Genomic DNA, 23,643 nt, shown 5'->3' with positions numbered 1-23,643 from the left:
TTGGCGCCCCTTTGGGATTTACGTGCGGCCGAGGAAGTCCAGCTTGCCGACGGCGACGCCGTTGTGGCGCAGGATCGCGTAGGCGGTCGTCAGGTGGAAATAGAAGTTCGGCAGCACGAAGGTGAGGAGATATTCCTTGCCGGAAGAGCTGAGTTCGCCGCCGCGCGTCTTCAGGACGACGGTGCGTTCCGCCGCGCCCTCGAAGGCGGCCTCCGGCACGGAGGCGAGATAGGCGGTGGTCTTCTCGATGCGGGTGCGCAGGTCCGCAAGCGTCGTCTCGTCATCGGGAAAGCTCGGCGCATCCGTGCCGGTGAGGCGGGAAGCGGCGCCCTTGGCGGTGTCGCTCATGCGCTGGATCTGCCCGGCAAGCGAGAGCATGTCCGGCGCGAGGCGTGCGTTGACCAGGATTTCCGGCTTGATCTTCTTTTCCTCGGCGAAGGCCTCCGCCTTGTCGAGCAGTTTGGAGAGCACGGCGAAACCGCGCTGGAAGGCCGGGATGGAGAGTTCGTAGGGGGTGATCGACATGGGCGGGAACCTCTGGATGGGAATGGTGGATGGCCGTTGCCGGCTGCGCTACAGATAGGTGCCGCCATGCCGTCTTTTCAGGCGCGAAGCAAAATATTGCGGCGTCACCAGCAGTAGCGGTAGCCGCCGCGCCGTTCCTTCACGTCGAGATGCAGGTGGTTCTCATGCGCCGCGTCGCTGCCGGGATCGAGCACGGTCGTGAAGTAGAGGCAGGCGGCTTCCGTGATGGCGCGCTGGAAGGCGCCCTCCAGGGTGGAATCCTTGTCGGCCGGGCGGATGGTCAGCATCTTGCCGCTCTTCAGCGTGAAGCCGGCGATGTCGATGGCGTTGCCGAAGGCATGCTCGGAGATCTTCCCCTCCGTCGCGCCGTTTCGATTGCGGCACACATAGCCGGAAGCCTGGGAGAGGCCGGTGATCGTCTCGCCGGGCATGGCTGCTTCGAGCGACGGCTTTACCGATCCTTCCAGCCAGCGTGCAAGCTGCAGCGCCGTATCGCAGCGGATGGTGGCTTCGGGTTCGACCTTGACGCCCTCGGGCAATGCCTTGAGCAGGACCGGCTTGTCGATGCCGCAGGCCTTGCCGTCATCGACGGGCTTTGCCACTTCGAACGTCGCCCCGATCGCCTTCAGCGCGATCAGGCAGGCTGCATGCTCCTTGGTGTCCTCTTGCGGACGCTGCTTCGCCTTTTCCTCCTCGTCCTTTGCCTTTCGCGCAGCCTCAGCCTTAGCGTCCTCCGCGGGGGCTGCCTTCGTCTCGTCCGCCTGCCGCTGCTCGGGTTTCGAGAGCGGCAAGGGGCCTTCCTTGGGGAGTTCAGCGCCGGCAAGCACGAGGGCGGCGGCGAGAAGGGCTATGCGGGGGAAAAAGTCGATGGGTCCGTCTCCCGGCTGAGAAAATCAGCAGGGAAACGCCGCGGAAGCGAATTGGTTGCCGATGGAAGGCTAGATGCCCGCGCCGTGCGCGATTTCCATCGATGGCCGGCTTGAGCCGGGGCAGTCGTCGACGATCGCCCGGACGCGCTCGATGAGGTGGAGGTTGTCGCCCGCGTCGTTGTTCTCGATGATGTCGAGGAAGAAGCCGACCAGGGTGCGCGCTTCCTCGGCATTGCGCGGGGCATGCCGGTAGAGATCGTGGAAGACCGCGGCGATGTCGCCATCCAGCGCCTTGAATTCGGGCGTTTCATATTGCTCGATCGTGTCCGCGAGCCGAAGCTGCATCTCGCGGAACGTTTCCACCATGATGGAGACCATGGATATTGCCTTGCTAGCCTAGTTTTTCAGGCTGCCATTAGCACATGCTCAAAAAAGGAGCAAATGTCCGGGCATGGCGAAAATTCGGGATATTGACAGATTGTTTCGCCGTGCCGCGTACGGCGCGGATGGAATCGTCATCTCCGGAAGCCTCGACGCAACATCCTGAGGCGGCGGCGCCGGCCAAGAGATTTCCCCCACCGCGTTCTTGAAAACTGGCATTTATGTGACATGGGTGCCGTTCCTTTATAGTTGATTGATAAAGTCAGCTTTTTTATGTTGACAAGTTTAATCATGTTTCATAGCGATGGGTCGGGTTCCGGCCCACCACGTTTTTGCCATATTTCCGCATGGCCCACCGGCGCATTCCGTGCGCGGGAGCGATGCCGTGCGAGCTGACCGAATAGAGGATAGACATGCAGGCTCGGCGTTCCCGTTCCGCACTTCTGGCATGCACGGCCATCGCCGTGCTCTCGCTTTCCGCCGATGCCTTCGCGCAGGATGCCGCGGGCGGCGCTGCCGCGACCGCCGACAGCACCGCGCTGCAGCCGATCGTCGTCAAGGGCAAGCGGGTGGTCAAGCCCGGCATCGTCGGAAACACTCCGCTCATTTCCGAGACGTCGGCAGAAACGATCCGCAAGAAGGAAATCGCCAGCGTCGGCGACCTCGGCAATACCACCGAGCCGGGCGTGGACTACATTGAAAGTCGTCCGGGCGCTGCCGGCGGCATGTTCATCCGCGGCATGGGCGGCGCGCGTATCGCGACCCTTATCGACGATATTCCGGTCCCCTATCTCGAAACGCTGACCCGTACCGGTGCGCAATCGCCAACGACGGGCATCAGCGACAGCAGCAACAGCTTCGACTTCGCTTCGCTGTCGTCGGTCGACGTGCTGCGCGGTTCGGATTCCAGCCGCATCGGTCCGGGCGCGCTCGGCGGTGCGCTGATCCTGCGCACGCTCGAGCCGGAGGACTTGATCGGCGAAGGGCGCGATTGGGGTGGGCTGGCAAAGACCGGCTATGACGGTCAAGACAGCAGCTTCAACGGTTCCGTGGCGGTGGCCAAGCGGTTCGGCAATACCTCGGTCCTGTTCCAGGGCGGCTACAAGCGCGGGCATGAGCGGGAGAATCAGGGCACGGTCGACAGGATCGGCTCGCTGCGCACCGTGCCTAACCCGATGGACAGCAAGCAGAGCAACTTCCTGTTCAAGGTCCGTCAGGACCTCGAGGGCGGCCACAGGATCGGCCTGACGGCGGAACGCTTTGCGCGCGACACGGACAGCGACCTGAAGACCTTGATGAACGGCACGACTTACCGGCCGGGCTATTACTGGGGCTTCGACGATACGACGCGCGAGCGCGTCTCGCTCGACTACGACTATCAGGCGCCGGAGGCCGGTGGCCTGATCGACGCGGCCAAATTCACGCTTTACTGGCAGCGCCTGACCAAGGATTCCGGCTCGAACGCGACCCGCTTCGCCAATGGGACGCCGACGGCGGCCTCCTGGAGATACGATCGCGAGAACCAGACGCGCGAAGGCTCGTTCGGCCTGACCGGGGGTACCGTTTCCGAATTCGAGACGGGTACGCTCAGCCATTCCGTCAGGCTTGGCGGTAATCTGAGCATGTTCCAGTACGACCAGTTCGTCACGTCCATCGGCGGCACCTCGGCAACGTCGCCTTCGGCGTCGCAGGCCGACGTGCCTGATGTCGACGGCACGCGCCTCGGCCTTTTTGCCGAAGACGAGATCGTATTCGGCGACAGCGGCTTCACCCTGACGCCCGGCCTGCGCTTCGACTGGTACGACTACAATCCGAAATCCAGCGCGGCCTTCACCGGCAATACGGGCTTCGGTTACTTCGGCCTGCCGGAGGGGCAGAGCGGAACGCGCCTGTCGCCCAAGCTTCTGGCCTCCTACCAGGCAACGCAGGAACTGGAACTCTTCGCACAGTGGTCCATGTCCTATCGTGCGCCGACGGTCACCGAACTCTACAGCAACTTCACCAATACGGTGGGCGGCTACACGGTTCTCGGCAATCCGGACCTGAAGGCGGAAACCGGTCAGGGCTTCGAGATCGGAGCGAACTACGATGCGGGGGACTTCACCGGCAAGGTGACGCTCTTCCACAACAAGTACCGCAACTTCATCGATACGACGGAGGAGTACAGCTCCGCCTATCCCGCCGGCTATTTCCCCCAGGGCTTCCTGATCAACAGCTGGGCGAACCGCAATCGCGTCGAAATGTCCGGCGTCGAGCTCAAGGCACGCAAGGAGTTCGCGAACGGTCTCTATGTGAACGGCTCGCTGGCCTATACCTACGGCAAGGACAAGGAAACCGGCGAATTCATCCGCTCGGTCGCACCCTTGAAGTCGATCGTCGGCGTCGGTTACCAGCAGGAGACCTGGGGGCTTGAGCTTTCGGGCGTCTTCTCGGCCGCCATGCGGGACGATGCCGATCCAAAGACGTTCGACGCACCGGGCTACGGCATCGCCAACTTCACGACGTGGTGGGAGCCGGAGCAGTTCCAGGGCCTTCGCGTCCAGGCCGGCGTCTACAACATCTTCGACAAGAAGTACTGGAACGCGATCGGCGTGCGCGACATCGACCCGACGAGCTTTACGAGCACGAACCAGCCGGTCGATTTCTATTCGGAGGCGGGCCGCACCTTCAAGGTGTCGCTGACCCAGCGCTTCTGAGATCGTGACCAAGATTCAAGGACAGGGCGGCTTCGGCCGCCCTTTTCCTTTCGGCCGCAAAACGGGCTCTTGCGCAAGCCCGCGTCTGCCGCTAACAATTCCCGCCATGATAAACGCACGCATCATCGCTGGCTGGTGGTGGGCTCGCTGAGGCGGCCTTGACCAGTCATGCGTGATTGAGACGACAAGCCGCCCGGAACCTTCGAGGCGGCTTTTTTGTGTTCTGGCCGCCTGCAAGAGACCGGGCCTGAAACGGAGTTGGGAATGGCCACGATAATTCTGGAAGACGGCGGCGAAGCCTATGAGACGCGGGGCGGCGTGACCGTCACCCGCCGCCGCCGGGCCGCGGACTACGCACATGCGATCTCCGCCTATGTCGACAAGCTCGACGAGCGGCGCGGCGCGGTCTTCTCGTCCAACTACGAATATCCGGGCCGCTATACGCGCTGGGACACGGCCGTCGTCGATCCGCCGCTCGGCATTTCCTCCTTCGGCCGCGCCGTATGGATCGAGGCCTACAATGCGCGCGGCGAGGTGCTGCTGTCGCTGATCGCCGATCGTCTGGCGCAGGTGCCGGAACTGGCGCTCGGTACCCGCACGGCAAATCGTCTCGACCTCGACGTGAAGATGCCCGACCGGGTATTCACCGAGGAAGAGCGCTCCAAGATGCCGACGGTCTTCACCGTGCTGCGCGCCGTCACGGACCTCTTCCATTCGGCCGAGGATGCCAGCCTCGGCCTCTACGGCGCCTTCGGTTACGACCTCGCCTTCCAGTTCGACGCGATCGACCTGAAGCTGAAGCGGCCGGACGACCAGCGCGACATGGTTCTGTTCCTGCCGGACGAGATCCTCGTCGTCGACCACTATGCCGCCAAGGCCTGGATCGACCGCTACGATTTCGCCAAGGGCGGGCTTTCGACGGAAGGCAAGGGCGAGGCGATCGAAGCGGAGCCCTTCCAGACCGTCGACGTCATCCCGCCGCATGGCGACCATCGTCCCGGCGAATATGCCGAGCTGGTCGTCAAGGCGAAGGAGAGTTTCCGGCGCGGCGACCTTTTCGAAGTGGTGCCGGGCCAGAAATTCTTCGAGCGCTGCGAAAGCAAGCCGTCGGAAATCTCCCGCCGTCTCAAGGCGATCAACCCGTCGCCCTATTCCTTCTTCATCAATCTCGGCAATCAGGAATATCTCGTCGGCGCCTCGCCGGAAATGTTCGTGCGCGTGTCGGGCCGCCGCATCGAGACGTGCCCGATCTCCGGCACGATCAAGCGCGGCGACGACCCGATCGCCGACTCGGAGCAGATCCTGAAGCTGCTCAATTCCAAGAAGGACGAATCCGAGCTGACCATGTGCTCGGACGTTGACCGGAACGACAAGAGCCGCGTCTGCGAGCCGGGCTCGGTCAAGGTCATCGGCCGCCGGCAGATCGAGATGTATTCGCGTCTCATCCACACGGTCGACCATATCGAGGGGCGCCTGCGCGACGACATGGACGCCTTCGACGGCTTCCTCTCCCACGCATGGGCCGTCACGGTCACCGGCGCGCCAAAGCTGTGGGCGATGCGTTTCATCGAGGCGCATGAGAAGAGCCCGCGCGCATGGTATGGTGGGGCGATCGGCATGGTCGGCTTCAACGGCGACATGAACACGGGCCTCACGCTGCGCACCATTCGCATCAAGGACGGCATCGCGGAAGTGCGCGCCGGGGCGACGCTGCTCTACGATTCCAGCCCGGAAGAAGAAGAAGCCGAAACCGAACTGAAGGCATCCGCCATGATCGCAGCCATCCGCGACGCCAAGTCCGGCAATTCCGCCAAGGTCCAGCGCGACGTCGCCTCCGTCGGGGCAGGGGTGAACATCCTGCTCGTCGATCACGAGGACAGTTTCGTTCACACGCTCGCCAACTACTTCCGCCAGACGGGCGCAAGCGTGACGACCGTGCGCACGCCGGTACCGGAAGAGGTGTTCGACCGAATCAAGCCGGATCTCGTCGTGCTGTCGCCCGGTCCGGGCACGCCGAAGGATTTCGACTGCAAGGCGACGATCAAGAAGGCGCGGGCCCGGGGCCTGCCGATCTTCGGCGTCTGCCTCGGCCTGCAGGCACTTGCCGAAGCCTATGGCGGGGAGCTGCGCCAGCTCGCCATCCCCATGCACGGCAAACCTTCGCGCATCCGCGTGCTGGAACCGGGCATCGTCTTCTCCGGCCTCGGCAAGGACGTCACCGTCGGCCGCTACCACTCGATCTTCGCCGATCCCTCGACCCTGCCGCGTGATTTCATCATCACGGCGGAAAGCGAGGACGGCACGATCATGGGCATCGAGCATGCCAGCGAACCGGTCGCTGCCGTGCAGTTCCATCCCGAATCGATCATGACACTCGGCCAGGACGCCGGCATGCGCATGATCGAGAACGTGGTGGCGCATCTTTCCAAGAAAAAGGACGCGAAAAGCAAGGTGGCCTGATCGACCATTTGCCGCGCATTCCCACGGGACATGCGCGGCGCAGCCTGAGAACATGCAATGATGCAGCCAAATCGAATGATCGCCGGGGTTTTTGCCGCTCTCTGCCTGTCGACGGCAGGAGCCCATGCTGCGGACGAGCGGGAGGCGGCGGCAAAGACCCTCGTTTCGGCTGGCTTGCCGGTCTGGCTGGCCCAGGCCGGCGCCTTCACCGCCGATATGACGGCGATTGAGACGGCGACCGAGCGTTCCGCACACGGTCTGGCGGCTACCCTTCCCAGGACCTGTGACTTGGCACGCATGAACCGCGATCTCTGCGGCGTGAAGCTCGTCAGAATCCCCTCGACGTCCATGGCGCCGGCGCTGCTCGTGAAGGATACCGTTGCCGTGCTGCAAAAGGATTTCGGAGCCGTCCGCCGGGGCGATGTTCTCGTGCACAATGCGAAATATCAGGGCGCTGCCTCGCCCACGACGCTGGGCATAACGCGGGTGATCGGCATGCCGGGCGATACGGTCGAGATTCACGCCGGGGAGGTGCTTGTCAACGGCAAGCCCCTTGCCCGCGAGGTGACCGGTGAAACCTATAGCGACGACACCTTTTCCGCAGCGGTTCTGCGCGAGACGACGCCGGAAGGGCGCAGCTACACGATCGCCATGCCGGACCCGAGGCCGCGGACCCAAGCGGACGATTTCGGCCCCGTCACGGTGCCGGCCGACAAATATTTCGTCATGGGCGATAACAGGTACAACTCGCTCGATAGCCGCTTCCCGGACATGTTCAACGAAGACGGTTTCGTCGCGCAGCCCGACGTCGTCGGTGTCGCCGCCTCGGTTCTCGCGGCCGGCGACAAGGAGCGTATCGGGCTGACGCTCCGATGAACGATGCCGCAGGGCGTTTGCGGTTTTGACAAGCCGGCCCGTCTGCTCTAAACGCCACCCATGACAGAACCGCCTGCGCGACACACCGCGCGGGCGGTTTTGCGTTGATGGGCCAGGCTTTTTGCAACTCGGTTGCATGCGCATGGAGAGTGGCATGGAAACTTCGGACAGGGTCAAGCGGCTGGCGCTCTGGGGCATTCCGCTTTCGCTGGGCGTGATGGGGCTGAAGCTCGTCGCCTGGTGGGTGACGGGCTCGGTGGCGCTGCTTTCGGACGGGATGGAGTCGAGCGTCAACGTGGTGGCCGCCATCGTCGCCTTCGCGGCGGTCAGCTATGCGGCAAGACCGGCCGACAAGACGCATCCCTTCGGCCACCACAAGGCCGAATATCTTTCGGCGGTTCTCGAAGGCGTGCTGATCGTCGTGGCGGCGCTCCTGATCGTCGCGGAGGCCGTGCCGACGGTGCTGGCGCCGGTTCCGATGGAGGCCCCGGCGCTGGGTCTCGTCATCAACTTTGCGGCCGGCGCGATCAACGCGGCCTGGGCCTATGTGCTCATCCGCGCCGGCCGGCGCTATCGTTCACCGGCGCTGTCGGCGGATGGCCAGCATATCCTGTCCGACGTTGTCACATCGGTCGGCGTGCTCGTCGGCCTCGTCCTGGCGCTCGCCACCGGCTATGCCGTACTCGATCCGCTGCTGGCGGTGCTCGTCGCGCTGAACATTCTCTATCAGGGCTGGAAGGTCATCGCCCATTCGGTCGACGGGCTGATGGACCATGCGGTCGAGCCTGATGAGGCCGAGGCGATCAAGGCGGCGATAGCCGCGCACGGTGCCGGTTCGCTCGGCGTGCACGACCTGAAGACCCGGCGGGCCGGGGCGGCGACCTTCGTCGATTTCCACCTCGTCGTGCCGGCGAGGATGCCGGTCGGCGAGGCGCACGAGATCTGCGACCGGCTGGAGGACGCCATCCGCGCCGTGCAGCCGGGCGCGCAGATCGCCATCCATGTCGAGCCGGAGACGGAAAAGGCGCATGGCGAGCGCGTGCGGGTGGCGCCGGCCACGGAGGCCGCGCCGTAAATGCCGCCATTTACCCTGTTTTCCGGTGGCGCGGCGAGGCTCTATCGCCCGATAGCGGTTTTGTTGCATTGTCTTGGCCAGTGAGTCGCATTATCTGACAGCGACAGGACCATTGACGAGCAATCCGGAGACTTTGGATGAGCGACGAAGACGACAAGAAGACGGAACTGCCCCTGGGCAAGGAAACGGAGGCGAACCTTTTCAAGTCGCGTTCGATCTTCATCTACGGGCCGATCAACCAGGAACTGGCGCAGAAGGTCTGCTCGCAGCTCGTGGCGCTTGCCGCCGCCAGCGACGAAGACATCCGCATCTACGTCAATTCGCCGGGCGGCCATGTCGAATCGGGCGATTCGATCCATGACATGATCAAGTTCATCAAGCCGAAGGTCTGGATGATCGGTACGGGCTGGGTCGCCTCCGCCGGTGCGCTGATCTATGTCGCGGCGCCGAAGGAACAGCGCCTTTGCCTGCCCAACACCCGCTTCCTGCTGCACCAACCGTCGGGCGGCACCCGCGGCATGGCCTCGGATATCGAGATCCAGGCGCGCGAGATCATCAAGATGAACGAGCGCCTGAACAAGATATTCGCCGATGCCACCGGCCAGCCGATCGAGAAGATCGCCAAGGACACGGACCGCGACTACTGGCTCTCGGCGGAAGAAGCCAAGGGCTACGGCCTCGTCTCGCGCATCGTGACCTCGCAGGCCGATATCTGAGGGAAAACCCCTTCCTAAATCCCTCCCCACAAGGGGGAGGGACTTAATCTGCCGCGCCCTCTGCGTTTCTCTCGGAGTGGTGAGCGAGCGTTTCTCTTTCTCCCCCCTTGTGGGGGAGATGCCGGCAGGCAGAGGGGGTGTCACACCCGCCGCCGATAAAATCGTCGCTTCGGCTTGCACTCCCTTCCTCTCCCCGCTATAAGCCGCCTCATGTTGAAGACCAGCGCACAGATCATCGAACGAGTCTCCCGCGGCAGCGCAGCTGTCGTCGAGCGTTCGCGCGGCTTCTCCTCGCTTCTTCTTCTCGGCCTTACGCGCGGTTGCCGGGTTCGCTGAGGAGCGCCCGGCGGCCGAAAAGCCCGCCGGCAATGGCTCCTCGCTTCACCACCCCATGCATTAATTCCGGTTCCGGCCGCATCAGGCCACCATTCGCCGTCGCCAAGCGTCCATGCTTGCGCTAAGACGTCCGCGAATGCCGGGACGACGAAGAGAAGACGCTATGATTTTGAAGACCCACACTTCCAAGCAGGGCATGCCCGAGGCGCCGGTCAAGTACCAGGCCTATCCGACGATCAACATTCCCGATCGCACCTGGCCGGGCAAGGTGATCACAGAGGCGCCGATCTGGTGTTCGGTGGACTTGCGTGACGGCAACCAGTCGCTGATCAACCCGATGGGCCACGATCGCAAGGCCCGCATGTTCCAGCTCCTGCTCGACATGGGCTTCAAGGAAATCGAGATCGGCTTCCCCTCCGCCTCGCAGACCGACTTCGACTTCGCCCGCTGGTGCGTCGAAGAGGGCAACGTGCCCAAGGACGTCTCCCTGCAGGTGCTGGTGCAGTGCCGGCCGGAATTGATCACCCGCACCTTCGAGGCTCTGGAAGGCGCGCACAAGCCGATCATCCACTTCTACAATTCGACCAGCGAATTGCAGCGCCGCGTGGTGTTCGCCAAGGACGTCGCCGGCATCAAGCAGATCGCGACCGATGCGGCCAAGATGATCACCGACATGGCCGCCAAGGCCGGTGGCGGCTACCGCTTCGAATATTCGCCGGAGAGCTTCACCGGCACCGAGCTGGAAGTGGCGCTGGAAATCTGCAACGCGGTCGTCGAGATCGTGAAGCCGACTGCCGACAACAAGCTGATCCTCAACCTGCCCTCCACCGTCGAGATGGCGACGCCGAACATCTATGCCGACCAGATCGAGTGGATGTGCCGCAACATCGACAACCGCGAGAACGTCATCATCTCGCTGCATCCGCACAACGACCGCGGCACCGGCATCGCTGCGACGGAACTGGCGCTGATGGCCGGCGCCGACCGCGTCGAAGGCACGTTGTTCGGCAATGGCGAGCGCACGGGCAATGTGGACGTCGTGACGCTCGCGCTGAACATGTACACGCAGGGCGTCGATCCCAAGCTCGACTGCTCCGACATCGAGCGCATCAAGGCCGTCTACGAATATTCCAACGAGATGGCCATTCCCGAGCGCCACCCCTATGTCGGCGAACTGGTCTACACGGCCTTCTCCGGCTCGCACCAGGACGCCATCAACAAGGGCATGAAGGCCATCAAGAAGGCCAACAAGCCGATCTGGGAAGTGCCTTACCTGCCGATCGACCCGCAGGACGTCGGCCGTTCCTATGAGGCGATCATCCGCATCAACTCGCAGTCCGGCAAGGGCGGCATCGCCTATATCCTGCAGGAAGACTACGGCATCAACCTGCCGCGCAACCTGCAGGTGGAGTTCCGCGACGAGATCCAGCGCATCACGGATGAAGAAGGCGTCGAATTGCCGGCCAAGCGCATCCATGAGAGCTTCATGGAGCGCTACGTCACGCAGCCCGGCACGCGCCTGCGCTTCATCGACCACCACACCTATCCCGATGCCGTCCAGAAGGGCTCGCGCATCGTCGCCGCCGAAATCACCGACGGCGGCGAGGTCAAGCGCATCGAGGGCAAGGGCACCGGCCCGATCGACGGCTTCATCAATGCCCTGTCGATCTATCTCGACGTTCCCATGTCGGTGGTCGATTATTCCGAGCACTCGCTCCAGCAGGGATCGAACGCGGCGGCGATCGCCTATGTCGAGGTCCAGCATCCCGGCGGTAAGCTGTTCGGCGTCGGCATCAACACGAACATCGTGACGGCCTCGCTCGAAGCCATCGTCTCGGCCGCCAACCATGTGATCGCCACGCGCGGCTGAACGGCCAACATTTTCAGACGAGATCGGAGCCCGGTGGCGCTGCTGCCGGGCTTTTCTTTTTGGCGGCGTGTCGGACTGGCGAAGGTCGGTTCGTCTTCTATGTGTAGGATCACCAAAACTACCCTCGAAAGGATCACACCATGGCCAAGAACACCATCTGCGTTTGGTACGACAAGGATGCCGAGGCGGCCGCCCGCTTCTACGCCGAAACCTTTCCCGACAGCTCGGTCGATGCCGTCATTCGCGCGCCAGGCGACTACCCGTCAGGCCAGCAGGGGGAGGTGCTGGTCGTCGAGTTCACCGTGGCGGGCGTTCCGTGCATCGGCCTCAACGGCGGCCCCGAATTCAAGCAGAGCGAGGCCTTCTCCTTCCAGATCTCGACGGAGAACCAGGAGGAAACCGACCGGTACTGGAATGCGATCGTCGGAAACGGCGGCCAGGAAAGCGAGTGTGGCTGGTGTGTCAACGGCGGAGTAAAAACCGGCCACGGGGCGGAGCAAAAGTCGGCCACCTTGGCGCGCGCCTGAGACCGCCGGGAGGGCGTAGCCCGAGCGGGGGTCTCAGGCGCGCGCGGCGATTTTCAGAGAAGGCGTCAGCCGGCCTTTCGGGCGCGGCTTTGGGCGAGACGGTAGCTGTCGCCGTTCATCTCGAGGATGTTGACGTGGTGGGTGATGCGATCGAGCAGGGCGCCGGTCAGACGCTCGGACCCCAGGGTTTCCGTCCATTCGTCGAAAGGCAGATTGCTGGTGATCATGGTCGCACCGCGCTCGTAACGCTGGGAGATCAACTCGAACAACAATTCCGCGCCGGTCTTGGACAGCGGCACGAAGCCCAGCTCATCGATGATCAGCAGCTTGTAGGCTGCCATCTGCTTTTGGAAACGGAGCAGACGCCGCTCGTCACGCGCCTCCATCATCTCACTGACCAGGGCGGCGGCCGTGGTGAAGCCGACGGACAGCCCCTTCTGGCAGGCCGCCAGTCCGAGGCCGAGTGCGACATGCGTCTTGCCCGTGCCGCTGGGGCCGAGAGCGATCACGTTCTCGCGGCGGTCGATCCACTCGCAACGTGCCAGCTCCAGCACTTGCATCTTGTTCAGCTTGGGGATGGCTGTGAAGTCGAAGCTGTCGAGGCTTTTGACGACAGGGAATTTGGCCGCCTTGATCCGGCGTTCGACCTTGCGGCGATCGCGTTCGATCATCTCCCGTTCGGCAAGCCGGAACAGGTAGTCGATGTGGTCGACGCCCTCGGTGGCGCATAACCGGGCCAGCTTCTGATACTCGCGCTGGAAGGTCGGCAGCTTCAGGGTCTTGAGATAGTGGGCAAGCAGTATCTCGGGTGCTTCGGTGCTCATGCCGCTTCTCCCGCATCAGACGACAAAAGCCGCATGTAGGCTTTCGCCGAGGTCTTCTCGACCGTCGCCCTCGGCAGGTAGGGATAGATCGCCAGGTCCAGTCGAGGTGGCCGTCGCTCGACCCGGCACAGGATCAGATGCTTGACCGCATCGAATCCGATTGCGCCGAGCTGGATTGCCTGCTTCACCGCCGCATGCAGGTCGGCGAGCTCGAAGCTCTCCAGCAGGCGCAGAACCTGAACGTATTCCCGCCGACCATGCTTGGCCATGCGGCCTTCCATCAGCCGGCGCAGCGTAGCGAACTCTTCCGGCAGGTCCCAGCCTTGCAGAGGGGCGGCCTGATCCAGGGAATTGATCTTCTGCTCGATCAGCGGCAGGTAGTGGATAGGGTCGAAGACGACGTCTTCCCGATCCCAGCACCGCGGATGGCGAGCAATGATCTCGCCACGGCAGCCGATCACCACCTCGTCGACATAGCCCCGCACCCAGACGTCCTGATGACCGTAGGCGACCGGCACGGAATAGTCGTTGGTCTTGTAGCGCACCAGGGACTGGGCCGTTACGCTGGTGCTGGCCTGATCGCAGGCATCGAAGGGTGATGTCGGCAATGGACGCATGGCCGCCAGATCCCGCTGCAGGCGCTCGCCGATCGTCTCGCTCTCGCCGCGCAGCCTGTCGCGCTGGCGTTTGCGGCACTGCTCCTCCAGAAAGGCGTTGAACGCATCCCATGTCGCAAACTGCGGGATCGGCACCATGAAGTTGCGCCGGGCGTAGCCCACAAGGCCCTCGACATTCCCTTTGTCATTGCCCTTTCCCGGCCGCCCATAGCGATCCCGGATCAGGTAGTGGGACAGGAAGCCGCTGAACAACACCGCCCGCTTGCGTGTACCGTCGGGCAGGATCTTTGCGACCAGGCAACGGTCGTTGTCGTAGACGATCGACTGCGGCACGCCCCCGAAGAAGGCAAATCCATGGATGTGACCGTCCACCCAGGCCTCGGCCACCGCCGCCGGATAGGCCCGAACATAGCAGCCATCACTATGCGGAAGATCCAGCACGAAGAAGCGGGCCTTCTGTTCCACACCGCCGATCACCACCATCGCCTCGCCGAAATCGGCCTGCGCGTGGCCCGGCGGATGGGCAAGTGGCACGAACACTTCCTGCCGGCGCTGATCCCGCTCGCGCATGTAGTCCTTGATGATCGTGTAGCCGCCGGTGAACCCGCACTCGTCGCGCAGGCGGTCAAATACCCGCCTGGCCGTATGCCGCTGCTTGCGCGGCACCTTCAGGTCCTCGTCGAGCCAATGCTCGATCGTCGAAACAAACGCATCCAGCTTCGGACGCCGGATCGGTGATCGCCGCTGGTAACCGGGTGGCGTCGAATACGACACCATCTTCGCCACGCTGTCGCGCGATATGTTGAAATGCTTCGCCGCCTGACGCTGCGTCATCCCTTCCGAAACAGCCAGACGAACCTTCAGATATAGTTCCACGGTGTAGATCCCCTGTCCCTCCTGCGATCATTGCAGAAGGAAGATAGGTGGCCGGATTTTACTCCGCCCGCAGCAGCATTATGCCGCCGCTACCGTGGCCGACTTTTGCACCGCCGCTCTCACTGGTGCAAGGACCGCTGGGGCGTTTCCTGGCAGATCACGCCGCGCGTGCTGATGGAGGCGCTCAGGGTCGGCGGCGACGAGGCGAAGCGCGCCTTCGATGTCATGATGACGATGAAGAAGATCGACGTCGCGGCGATCGAAGCGGCGCGGCGCGGATAAGGCGAAGCCTTTCCGAAGCGCTACAGTCTGTCCGGTTCATTCTGAACCGGACAGACTGTAGACTTTTTTGTTTTCGTTTGTCTTTTCGGGAAAACCGGTTCCCACTTTTCCCTGACAAACTCTAGATGCTCGTGGAAACCTTCTCGGCGATCTGCTCGAGGCTCGGGTCGGCCGAGGGGCCGACCACCACGAAGGAGGCGTTGCCCTTCTGCCAGGAGATCAGGCCGAGATCGTTGCGCATGCTCTCCGCAAGGTCCGTCCTGCCCTCGACAGGGTCGGACTGGAGGAAACAGATGGCGAAGATCTCGTTCTCCGCATCGCGGTAGAGGAGCTGGGCGGTCGGCTTGCCGCCGGCGACCAGCAGGCGTGCGCCCTCGAAGGTGAGCTTCTGGCCGGAAAGATCGGGCAGGGCGAAGTTGACGCCGGTGCTGGCCGACAGCCATTCGACGATATGGGCCTCTTCGCTGGCGGGCACTTCCACCAGATGGCGCGTCTGGCGCGCATAGATGCGGTGGTAGTCCGCGATGTCGTCGAGCCAGGTGCGGGCCGGCGCGAACTGGTTGTTCGCGACGTTGAAGGAGGTCTGCTTCTGTTCGGAAATCAGGTAGCCGGCAGCGCCGCCGGCCAGGAAGATGACGAACGAGGCGGCCAGCGCCTGCGGCCAGAAGGCGCTGCGGCGGGAGGCGGGCAGGGTGGCCATGGGAATGTCGGCGAAACCGAGCTTCGGCGGTTCGTCCTCGTTCTTGCCGGCTTCCTTGATGTTGCGCACCAGATCGAGCGGGATCGGCTCCTGCAGCATCCTGTCGAAGGCGCGGGCGCCGAACTCGCTGCCGAGCTTGAGCTTTTCGTAGACGATGCGCGCATCGTCGTCCGCGGCGAGCATCGCGTTGATTTCATCCACTTCCGACTGCGGAAGCTGCCCGTCGAGATAGGCCGATAGCCGTACTTCCAGAGGGAGACCCTGTGTGCTTTCCACGATCAGGCTCTCCTTTCTGCCTGTTCGGAGATCATGGCCGCAAGCCTGATGCGGGCCGCCGAAAGCCTGCTCATCACAGTGCCGATCGGTATCCCGAGGATATCCGCCGCCTCCCGGTAGCTGTGGCCTTCGACATTCACCAGCAGGAAGACGCTCGAAAGGCCCTCCGGCATCGTCATGATCAACTTGTGCAACTGTTTGGCATAGACCGCCTTGTCGGCCGACGCTTCGATATGCAGGTTATCCTGCTCTGCGACATCTACCGTGCCGGACCCTGTGCGGACCTTTCGCTTGCGGATTTCGTCCACCCAGAGATTGCGCGTCATGGCATAAACCCAGCTTTCCAGCCGGCCTTCCCCGTTCCAGAGATGGCTCCGCGTGATGGCCCGCTCGCACGCCTCCTGCACGAGGTCGTCGGCATCGCTGCCGTTGCGCGTCAGCGTCATGGCGAAACGACGCAACTTCGGCAGCAAATTGACCAATTCTCGCCGGAACTCATTCGATTCTGCCGTCGGACGCATTGCTTTTCCAAGGAAACGTTCGGGATCAAAACTCTATTCGCCCCCGGCTGGGCGGCGACCGTCTGATATGAAACATTCTTCCTTGGGTCTGCAAGCATGAACGGCATCCCGGAACGCAGTTTCCTGTGTTCCCTCAACGATTGTCCCCGTGTTGGCCGGCGCCGTCCCGGTTTCGGACAGCGCCGCCGGCACCTTTAGTAGGTGACGCGTTCGCCGCCGAGCGATTGCAGCAGCGCGCGATAGGCCCAGGTGTTCTCGCCGCCGCGGTCGCGGATCTCGACGAGCTGGACGCGGGCACCCTCGATGTCGCCCTGTTCGATCAGGGCCTGGCCCATATAGGAGCGGGCGAGGATGTAGTTCCCGTCCTTCTGCAGCGCGCGCTTGTAGTAGCGCATGCCGAGTTCCATGTTGCCAAGCTTGCGGGTGTTGTAGCCGAGATAGTTGAGGATGCGCGGGTCTTCCTGATCGGATGCGGTGCGCAGCGCGCGCAGCGCGTTCTCGTACTGGCCGGCATAGGCGAATTCGCGCGCGGCCTCGTAGAGTTTGTCGTCGATCTCACGTTCGGTCTTCTTCTGCTCTTCCGTCTTGGCCTTGTCGTCGGCCGGCGTGCCTTCCGCCGGTGTCGTTTCGGCCGGTTTCATGTCCTCGGGCGCGAGGCATTCCTTCTTTTCCTCGTTCCAGATCTTGCCGTCGGTGCAGGTCGTCGTCGTCTCGGTGGCGACCGGCGGCGTGGTCGTATCGGAATCGGCGGCCCTCGCGGGGACAAGCGCCGTCAGCGAGACGGCGGCGCAGAATGAAAGCAGCATGGTGTGGCGGAGCATGGTCATGGGATTCCCTCTCGATCGGATCATCTGCCGGGCGCTGGCCGTCTTCGAACGGCCGGCGCAGGGTGTTCGCCGGGGCAGGCCGCTCTAGGGAAATGGTACGGATGGAGCGGGGGATTTATTCGCGGGTGCTTTTAGAAACGTGTCGTCTCGGCAAGCGCCAGCGCGGCGCCATCAGGCGTCAGGGCATGGCGCTCGCGCAGGATCTCCCAGTTTCCCGGTGCGCCGGAAATCGAGAAGAGATTGTAGCCCGCCGGCGGCTTGTGCCCGCCCGGCCCCTGCGAGGCGGAGGCGATGCCGACGACCGGTACCGGCTTCGTCTGGCCCGGCAGCCAATGCACGGTGTCGAGATGGGTGTGGCCGTGCAGAACGAGCTCCGCGCCGCCGGTGGAGATCGTCGCGGCGAAGCGGCGGATGCCGATCATGCGCTTGTGGAAGGAGGTCGCACCGCGGATCGGCGGGTGATGGATGAGGACGACGCGGAAGAGACCGGCCTCGCCGGCGGCGCGCAGCATGTTCACCGCCTCGCGGGCCTGCCGGCTGCCGAAATAGCCCGAGGCGGCGAAGGGCGGCGTCGCGACGGCGGTCGAGCAGCCGATGATCGCCACCTGGCCGCGCACCCGCAGATAGGGAAAGACGTGCATGTCCTCCTGCCATTCGGCGGGGGCCGCGTCGCCGCGCATATAGGGATACCAGGCGCGCGTCGATTTCTCGTAGGCGCCGCGCACATAGGCGTCGTGGTTGCCCGGCACGATGGAGACGTCTTCCGGCGGTCCGGCCTCCGGCAGCCAGTGTTTCACCGCGGCGATCTCCAGCCCGGTCGCAAGGTTCACGAAGTCTCCGGTGATGGCGAGATGATCGGGGTTCTGCCGTTCGATGTCATCAAGCACGAGGTCGAGCGTGTTGGTGAACAGGTGCCGGCGACGGTTCCGATGCCAGTTCACGAAGCCGGTGATGCGCTTGGAAAACAGCTCCAGAAAGGTGAGGGCCGGCAGCGGCCCGAGATGGACGTCCGATATATGGGCAAGTCTGAACATACCCCTCCTTAGAACATAAGACCGCCAAGGGAAACGCAAGGCGTGGATATTCCTGGTTGTTTGCGGCACCAAGCCTTGATTTGGCCGAAAGGTTCCGGCGAAGTGCAGCGATGGATGAGAACATGCCGAGCGACGCCCCGCCGAAGAAAAGCCCGCTGGTGCGGTTCGCAACGCGGATGCTGCACGGCTATTTCGCGCTGTCGCGCGGCATGACGATGGGCGTGCGGGCCGCCTGTTTCGACGAGGCCGGCCGCATCTTCCTCGTGCGCCACAGCTACGTGCCGGGCTGGCATCTGCCGGGCGGCGGCGTCGAGCGCGGCGAGACGGCGCTGGAGGCGCTTGCCAAGGAGATGCGCGAGGAAGGCAACCTTGCCATCGGCGCGCCGCCGCGGCTCATCCATATCTATTTCAACCGGCAGACCAGCAGGCGCGACCATGTGCTGCTCTACCGCTGTGACGCGGTCACGCAGACGGCGCCGCGCCTCAAGGACCGGGAAATCGTCGAGGCGGGTTTCTTCGCACTCGACGCCCTGCCTGTCGCGACGACCGCCGCGACCCACCGACGGCTGGAGGAACTTGCCGGCCGGTCGGCCTTCGCGGATTTCTGGTAGGATCAGGCGGCCTTCAAACGCTCCCGGCCGTGCGGGGCGGCAAGATCGATCTCAGGGCCGACCGGCACGATGCCCGTCGGGTTGATCGTGACGTGGCTGCGGTAATAGTGCTCCTTGATGTGGCGCATGTTCACCGTCCCGGCGATGCCCGGTATCTGGTAGAGCTCGCGCAGGTAGCCGTAGAGGTTCGGGTAGTCGGCGATGCGGCGGATGTTGCATTTGAAGTGGCCGACATAGACGGGATCGAAGCGCACCAGCGTCGTGAAGAGGCGCCAGTCGGCCTCGGTGATGCGGTCTCCCGTAAGATAGCGCTTCGCCGCAAGCCGCTCTTCCAGGCTGTCCAGCATCTCGAACAGCTTCGTGACGCTGCCCTCGTAAGCGTCCTGCGTCGTCGCGAAACCGGCCTTGTAGACGCCGTTGTTGACGGTGTCGTAGATGCTGTCGTTCAGCGCGTCGATCTCGGCGCGCAGGATTTCCGGGTAGAAATCGTCGCGCGAACCGGTGAGGTCGTCGAAGGCGGTGTTGAACATGCGGATGATCTCGGCCGATTCGTTCGAGACCATACGGTTCTGCTTCTTATCCCACAGCACCGGAACGGTGACGCGGCCGGAATAATGCGGATCGGCCTTCAGGTAGACCTCATAGAGCGCGGCGGCACCGAACAGCGGATCGAGCGTGCCGCCGTTCTCGCCCTTGAACTCCCAGCCCTTCGACAGCATCAGCGGATCGACCACCGAGACGGTGATGAGGTCTTCCAGCTTCTTCAGCTTGCGGAAGATCAGCGTGCGGTGCGCCCAGGGACAGGCGTAGGAGACGTAGAGGTGGTAGCGGCCGGCCTCCGCGGCAAAGCCGCCTTCGCCGGTCGGGCCGGGGGTGCCGTCCGGGGTGATCCAGTTGCGGAACTGCGAGGCCGCGCGCTTGAAATGGCCCTTCGTCGCTTTCGTATCGTACCAGACGTCGTGCCAGACGCCATCAACGAGCATGCCCATGATTGTCTCCTTTCGCCGCCGTCCACGGCCTTGACCTGCGGTCATAGATAGCGCATGGGCGGGGGCTTGATAGGCGCTTTTTGGTGAACAGTGCGTTTTGCTCTTTGACAGAAGGAAAATTTCTGCTATCCGCGCAGATCAGCACCGGCGCTTCTGCCGGCCAGGAAGACGACCGACCATGTTCCATACGGGAAACCCACGACGACGCTGATGCTCATGCTGCGCCCCCTCGGCGGCGCGATAACCCGCATCCATAGCTCGTATCCGGTTCCCTGATTCATGAACATGCTCAAGCACGACATCGTCTACCTGACGGAAGATGCCTCCCACGACGCCGCCATCGAACACATCAACGAAGAAGCCTTCGGCCCCGGCCGGCACGTTCGCGCGGCCGCCCGTATCCGCGAGCAGGGGCCGCACGACCTGTCGCTGTCCTTCGTCTGCACGGATGACGGCGAGACGATCGCCTCGGTGCGCATGACGCCCGTCATGGCCGGCGGCGTGAAGGCGCATCTTCTCGGCCCGCTCGCCGTGCGGCCCTCGCACAAGAACCGGGGCATCGGCCGGGAACTGTTGCGCATCGCCTGCGCGGCCGCCAAGCGCAAGGGCTCCGAGGCCGTCGTGCTCGTCGGCGACCCGCCCTATTACGCGCCGCTCGGTTTCGAGAAGGTGGCGTGGAACGCGCTTGCCTTCCCCGGACCGGTCGATCCGGCCCGCGTGCTGGTCATGCCTTTTGCTGAAGACACGCACGAACGGCTGAAGGGCGTCATCGCCTGGCGGGATGGCGGGTCGGAAGAGCGGTAACGTTTCCCTGTTGAATTTGCCCCTCACCCTAACCCTCTCCCCGCAAGCGGGAGAGGGAACGTGCCTCACGCAGCGTCGAGGAATGAGGAAGCCGGTGCGGCATATCTCCTTCTCCCCGCTTGCGGGGAGAAGGTGGCCGGCAGGCCGGATGAGGGGCAGCGCTTCAGTCCTTCAATTCCATGAAGCGAAGGCGGTTCTGGAAGGGATCGATTACCTCCACTTCCAGCCGCGAGCCTTCATCTTCCAGCCCCGGCTTCATGTAGCGGTAGTTCTTGCCGATCAGTTCCTTCTGGAAAGCACGGATGCCCTTCATGTAGACGACCGAGCAGCCGCCGGGCGTGGCGTCGCCCGCATGTTCGGAAAGATGCAGGCGCAGCCCGCCGCGCGAGACCTGCGTGTAGAGCGGGAAATTGTCGCCGTAGCGGTGCTCCCAATCGACCGAGAAGCCGAGGAAGCCGAGGTAGAATTCGTGCGCCTTCGCCACGTCGAAGATGCGCACGATGGGTACCGCCTGCTCGAAGGCGATGCCAGTTTCCGGCGGCTTCTCCTCGATCTTTGCCGAGAGGATGTTCCATGTCTCCACGCCGAACTGGCGGGCGACGATTTCGAGCGCTTCACTGTGGGAGAGGTCGATGTTGCGGGTGGCCAGCGTTTCCCGCATGGCTTTCGCCATGGCCTTGGCATCGCGAAAATCGCGCATGTCCGTTCCTTTCGTTCCGGCGAAGTCCCCGTCAGTGCCCGCATTGCCGACGCCTTCGCCCAACGATGAACGGTGGAGAAAGGTTGTTCTGGAGGCGTTCGCCATGCCTTGGAAAGGCGCGGGTCTGCCGGCCGCCTCCGGCCGTGCGGAAAGATTAGCCGAATCGCTGAAGAAAGGTCAACGCCCTTCGCGATACCACATGGCCGAGAAGGCGAGCAGCAGCAGGCCGACACCGGCAAAGCCGGCAAAGAGCGGCAGCGAGTTGATGCCCTTCAGCACGGTCTCGTCCGTCATGCGTAGCGACAGGCGGTTTTCATCCACCGTGCGCACCTGGCCGGAGACCGGCAGCAGTGGGGGCAGGGAGATGGCCTCGCCGCTCTCGGCGACCAGCCGGCGGACGGTACCCTTCGTGGCGTCCGCAAGCGGCTCCAGCGTCTCTGTGGTCGAGATCGTTGCCTTGAATTCCGGCGCATCGACCGCGCCTACATGGACGAGGGCGCTGAGATCGTCGTTGGTGATCTCGTAGAGGCCGGTCTCCGTGGTCTGCACCTCGGCGCGATAGAGGCCGGGTTCGGCTTCGCTCAGCGCCACCTGCCGCGTCTCGCCGGACGGCAGCTTCAGCGTCGCTTCGCCCGGTGCGTCGCCGATCGTCTGGCGGTTGATCTGCAGCGTGCGGCCGAAGGTGCGGGCGGTCAGCGCTTCTTCTTCAAGTGCGGGCTCCTGCATCAGCCAGTGCGCGGTGCGCCGGTAGAGCGAGACATGCGGGCCGCCGCCCTCGAAACCGCGCGCCCAGAGCCAGCCCTGGTCGGAGAGCAGCATGGCGACACGCCCCTTGCCGGCGCGGTTCAGCACGAGCAGCGGCTTGCCGTCATTGGCCTCCATCACGACATTGCCCTGCGGACGCTGCACGTCCACGGTGCGGAACCAGCGACCCCAATGCGGCGGCTCCTCGCCCGCGCCTTCGAGGCCGCGTGTGACGGGGTGCTTACGGCCCTGCTCGGAAAGGCGGGGATAGAAGGGGGCCTCGTTCATGGCGCCGGTGGGCGTTGCCGGCAGCACGACGGAGAGCGGCGTGCTGGCGATGGAATCGTTGCCCGCATGCTCAGGCCCCGCCGCGATCAGCAGCGCGCCGCCGTTCTCCACATATTGCGCGATATTGTCGTAGTAGAGGATCGGCAGCACGCCGCGGTGCTGGTAGCGGTCGAAGATGATGAGGTCGAACTCGTTGATCTTGTCGACGAAAAGCTCGCGTGTCGGGAAGGCGATCAGCGACAGTTCGTTGATCGGCGTGCCATCCTGCTTTTCCGGCGGGCGCAGGATGGTGAAGTGCACGAGGTCGATGGCCGTGTCGGACTTTAGAAGGTTGCGCCAGGCCCGCTCGCCGGCATGCGGCTCGCCCGAGACGAGCAGCACGCGCAGGTTCTCGCGGATGCCCTCGATGACGTGGACGGCGCGGTTGTTCGCCGTGGTGATCTCGCCCTCGACCGGCGCGACCTCGAATTCCAGGATGTTGTTGCCGCCGCGCGGCACGGTGAAGCGCAGCGGCTGCTCGGTGCCGGGCTGGGCGATCTCCGAGGCGATCTCGTTGCCGTTGAGGCGGATGGTCACGCGGGCGGGCTCGTCCGGGCCGGTGCCGTCGTCCACCACGCGGAATTTCAGCTCCTGCGGTTCGCCGACGATGCCGAAGCGCGGCGCGCTGACGACCTCGATGCGGCGGTCGAATTCGTCCGGCCGGCCGGTGACGAGGGCATGCACCGGGGCGTCGAAGCTTGAAAAGGCGGAGGCTTCCGGGATGTCGTGCACCTGGCCGTCGGTGATCAGGATCGCGCCGCCGACGCGCGAGCGCGGCACGTCGGCGATCGCGGAATTCAGGGCGTCGAAAAGCCGGGTGGACGGCGTGTCGGAGGTGCCGTCGTCACCGGCCTCCACGATGCGCGGCTCGATGCGCGGATAGCGCGCGAACCGTTCCTTGAGGCCTTCCAGCGCGGCATTGGTCTGCGCCGTGCGCTCCTCGTTGTCCTGGCTCTGGCTGCGGTCGACGATGACGGGCACGACGGTCGACAGCGCCTCGCGGTCCTCCTGAAGGAAGACCGGATTGGCGAGGGCGAACACCAGCAGGGCGAGCGCCAGCGCGCGGATGACGGAGCCGCGCAGGCCCCGCCAGAAGCCGAGGGCGGCAAGCGCAAGCCCGGCAAGGCCGATGACGGCGATGGCGATCCACGGCAGGAAGGGGGAGAATTGAAGCGTCATG

At 64.0% G+C, this 23,643-nt stretch carries 20 protein-coding genes and 2 pseudogenes; 10 read left to right on the top strand and 12 right to left on the bottom strand.

The genetic code is table 11. The features are described 5' to 3' along the window. Positions 1-18 precede the first annotated feature (18 nt). The 3 genes from Q9316_RS13210 to Q9316_RS13200 form a co-directional block, all read right to left on the bottom strand. Entirely contained in the window at positions 19-525 is a 507-nt protein-coding gene (locus Q9316_RS13210; RefSeq protein WP_306032065.1) for a DUF1993 domain-containing protein, read from the bottom strand. 104 nt (positions 526-629) lie between these two features. Continuing rightward, on the bottom strand, positions 630-1,316 hold the full coding sequence (locus Q9316_RS13205) for an extensin-like domain-containing protein (protein WP_306032064.1): 687 nt from the start codon (positions 1,314-1,316) through the stop codon (positions 630-632). A 147-nt stretch (positions 1,317-1,463) separates the two neighbouring features. Next, positions 1,464-1,772 (bottom strand): hypothetical protein, encoded by a 309-nt coding sequence (locus Q9316_RS13200; protein ID WP_306032063.1) that lies wholly within the window; start codon positions 1,770-1,772, stop codon positions 1,464-1,466. A 416-nt stretch (positions 1,773-2,188) separates the two neighbouring features. On the opposite strand from Q9316_RS13200, the gene Q9316_RS13195 reads away from it, so the two are divergent. The 7 genes and pseudogenes from Q9316_RS13195 to Q9316_RS13165 all read left to right on the top strand — a co-directional run. Then, positions 2,189-4,471, top strand: a complete 2,283-nt coding sequence (locus Q9316_RS13195; protein WP_306032062.1) for a TonB-dependent hemoglobin/transferrin/lactoferrin family receptor — start codon at positions 2,189-2,191, stop codon at positions 4,469-4,471. 264 nt (positions 4,472-4,735) lie between these two features. Continuing rightward, the gene (locus Q9316_RS13190) at positions 4,736-6,931 is read left to right on the top strand and encodes an anthranilate synthase (RefSeq protein ID WP_306032060.1); all 2,196 of its coding nucleotides are present in this window, start codon (positions 4,736-4,738) and stop codon (positions 6,929-6,931) included. A 75-nt stretch (positions 6,932-7,006) separates the two neighbouring features. Beyond that, positions 7,007-7,807 carry a signal peptidase I gene (gene lepB / locus Q9316_RS13185; RefSeq protein ID WP_306032059.1) on the top strand — a complete coding sequence of 267 codons (801 nt, stop codon included), beginning with the start codon at positions 7,007-7,009 and terminating at the stop codon, positions 7,805-7,807. Positions 7,808-7,961: 154 nt separating this feature from the next. Continuing rightward, positions 7,962-8,882, top strand: a complete 921-nt coding sequence (locus Q9316_RS13180) for a cation diffusion facilitator family transporter (RefSeq protein ID WP_306032058.1) — start codon at positions 7,962-7,964, stop codon at positions 8,880-8,882. Between the two features lie 137 nt (positions 8,883-9,019). Then, positions 9,020-9,598: an ATP-dependent Clp protease proteolytic subunit gene (locus tag Q9316_RS13175; RefSeq protein ID WP_117366840.1), complete on the top strand. Its 579-nt coding sequence runs from the start codon at positions 9,020-9,022 to the stop codon at positions 9,596-9,598. A gap of 499 nt (positions 9,599-10,097) precedes the next feature. Beyond that, positions 10,098-11,804 carry a 2-isopropylmalate synthase gene (gene leuA / locus Q9316_RS13170; RefSeq protein ID WP_306032056.1) on the top strand — a complete coding sequence of 569 codons (1,707 nt, stop codon included), beginning with the start codon at positions 10,098-10,100 and terminating at the stop codon, positions 11,802-11,804. 140 nt (positions 11,805-11,944) lie between these two features. Next, positions 11,945-12,265: pseudogene (locus Q9316_RS13165) on the top strand (VOC family protein); the annotation flags it as partial. Between the two features lie 131 nt (positions 12,266-12,396). Here Q9316_RS13165 and istB read toward each other — a convergent pair. After that, a complete protein-coding gene (gene istB, locus Q9316_RS13160; protein ID WP_242218626.1) occupies positions 12,397-13,155 on the bottom strand; it encodes an IS21-like element helper ATPase IstB in 759 nt (252 codons plus the stop codon). Continuing rightward, the gene (gene istA, locus Q9316_RS13155; RefSeq protein WP_431522392.1) at positions 13,152-14,648 is read right to left on the bottom strand and encodes an IS21 family transposase; all 1,497 of its coding nucleotides are present in this window, start codon (positions 14,646-14,648) and stop codon (positions 13,152-13,154) included. Before istA ends, istB begins: the two co-directional genes overlap by 4 nt. 123 nt (positions 14,649-14,771) lie before the next feature. Here istA and Q9316_RS13150 point away from each other — a divergent pair. Then, positions 14,772-14,930 (top strand): annotated as a pseudogene (locus tag Q9316_RS13150) (VOC family protein); the annotation flags it as partial. Positions 14,931-15,051: 121 nt separating this feature from the next. Here the strand turns inward: Q9316_RS13150 and Q9316_RS13145 are convergent. The 4 genes from Q9316_RS13145 to Q9316_RS13130 all read right to left on the bottom strand — a co-directional run bounded on the left by Q9316_RS13145 (position 15,052) and on the right by Q9316_RS13130 (position 18,288). After that, positions 15,052-15,906, bottom strand: a complete 855-nt coding sequence (locus Q9316_RS13145; protein ID WP_306032055.1) for an anti-sigma factor family protein — start codon at positions 15,904-15,906, stop codon at positions 15,052-15,054. A gap of 2 nt (positions 15,907-15,908) precedes the next feature. Further along, a complete protein-coding gene (locus Q9316_RS13140) occupies positions 15,909-16,427 on the bottom strand; it encodes an RNA polymerase sigma factor (RefSeq protein ID WP_306032054.1) in 519 nt (172 codons plus the stop codon). Positions 16,428-16,621: 194 nt separating this feature from the next. Then, positions 16,622-17,254: a tetratricopeptide repeat protein gene (locus tag Q9316_RS13135; RefSeq protein ID WP_371877912.1), complete on the bottom strand. Its 633-nt coding sequence runs from the start codon at positions 17,252-17,254 to the stop codon at positions 16,622-16,624. Positions 17,255-17,385: 131 nt separating this feature from the next. After that, positions 17,386-18,288 (bottom strand): metallophosphoesterase family protein, encoded by a 903-nt coding sequence (locus Q9316_RS13130; RefSeq protein ID WP_306032053.1) that lies wholly within the window; start codon positions 18,286-18,288, stop codon positions 17,386-17,388. 122 nt (positions 18,289-18,410) lie between these two features. On the opposite strand from Q9316_RS13130, the gene Q9316_RS13125 reads away from it, so the two are divergent. After that, entirely contained in the window at positions 18,411-18,899 is a 489-nt protein-coding gene (locus Q9316_RS13125; protein ID WP_306032052.1) for an NUDIX domain-containing protein, read from the top strand. 2 nt (positions 18,900-18,901) lie between these two features. Here the strand turns inward: Q9316_RS13125 and Q9316_RS13120 are convergent, their stop codons facing one another. After that, positions 18,902-19,888 (bottom strand): glutathione S-transferase family protein, encoded by a 987-nt coding sequence (locus Q9316_RS13120; protein WP_306032051.1) that lies wholly within the window; start codon positions 19,886-19,888, stop codon positions 18,902-18,904. Positions 19,889-20,167: 279 nt separating this feature from the next. Between Q9316_RS13120 and Q9316_RS13115 the strand changes: the two genes are divergently transcribed. Beyond that, entirely contained in the window at positions 20,168-20,692 is a 525-nt protein-coding gene (locus tag Q9316_RS13115; RefSeq protein WP_306032050.1) for a GNAT family N-acetyltransferase, read from the top strand. Between the two features lie 163 nt (positions 20,693-20,855). Here the strand turns inward: Q9316_RS13115 and Q9316_RS13110 are convergent, their stop codons facing one another. Both Q9316_RS13110 and Q9316_RS13105 read right to left on the bottom strand, forming a co-directional pair. Then, positions 20,856-21,392, bottom strand: a complete 537-nt coding sequence (locus Q9316_RS13110) for a glyoxalase superfamily protein (RefSeq protein ID WP_306032049.1) — start codon at positions 21,390-21,392, stop codon at positions 20,856-20,858. A 177-nt stretch (positions 21,393-21,569) separates the two neighbouring features. After that, positions 21,570-23,642 carry a hypothetical protein gene (locus Q9316_RS13105; protein ID WP_306032048.1) on the bottom strand — a complete coding sequence of 691 codons (2,073 nt, stop codon included), beginning with the start codon at positions 23,640-23,642 and terminating at the stop codon, positions 21,570-21,572. Between the last annotated feature and the right edge of the window lies 1 nt (position 23,643).

Source organism: Shinella zoogloeoides (assembly GCF_030733845.1).
In the GTDB taxonomy this organism is placed as follows: domain Bacteria; phylum Pseudomonadota; class Alphaproteobacteria; order Rhizobiales; family Rhizobiaceae; genus Shinella; species Shinella zoogloeoides_C.
The sequence above is the reverse complement of the archived record's forward strand: the minus strand, read 5'-3'. Positions and strand labels throughout refer to the sequence as shown.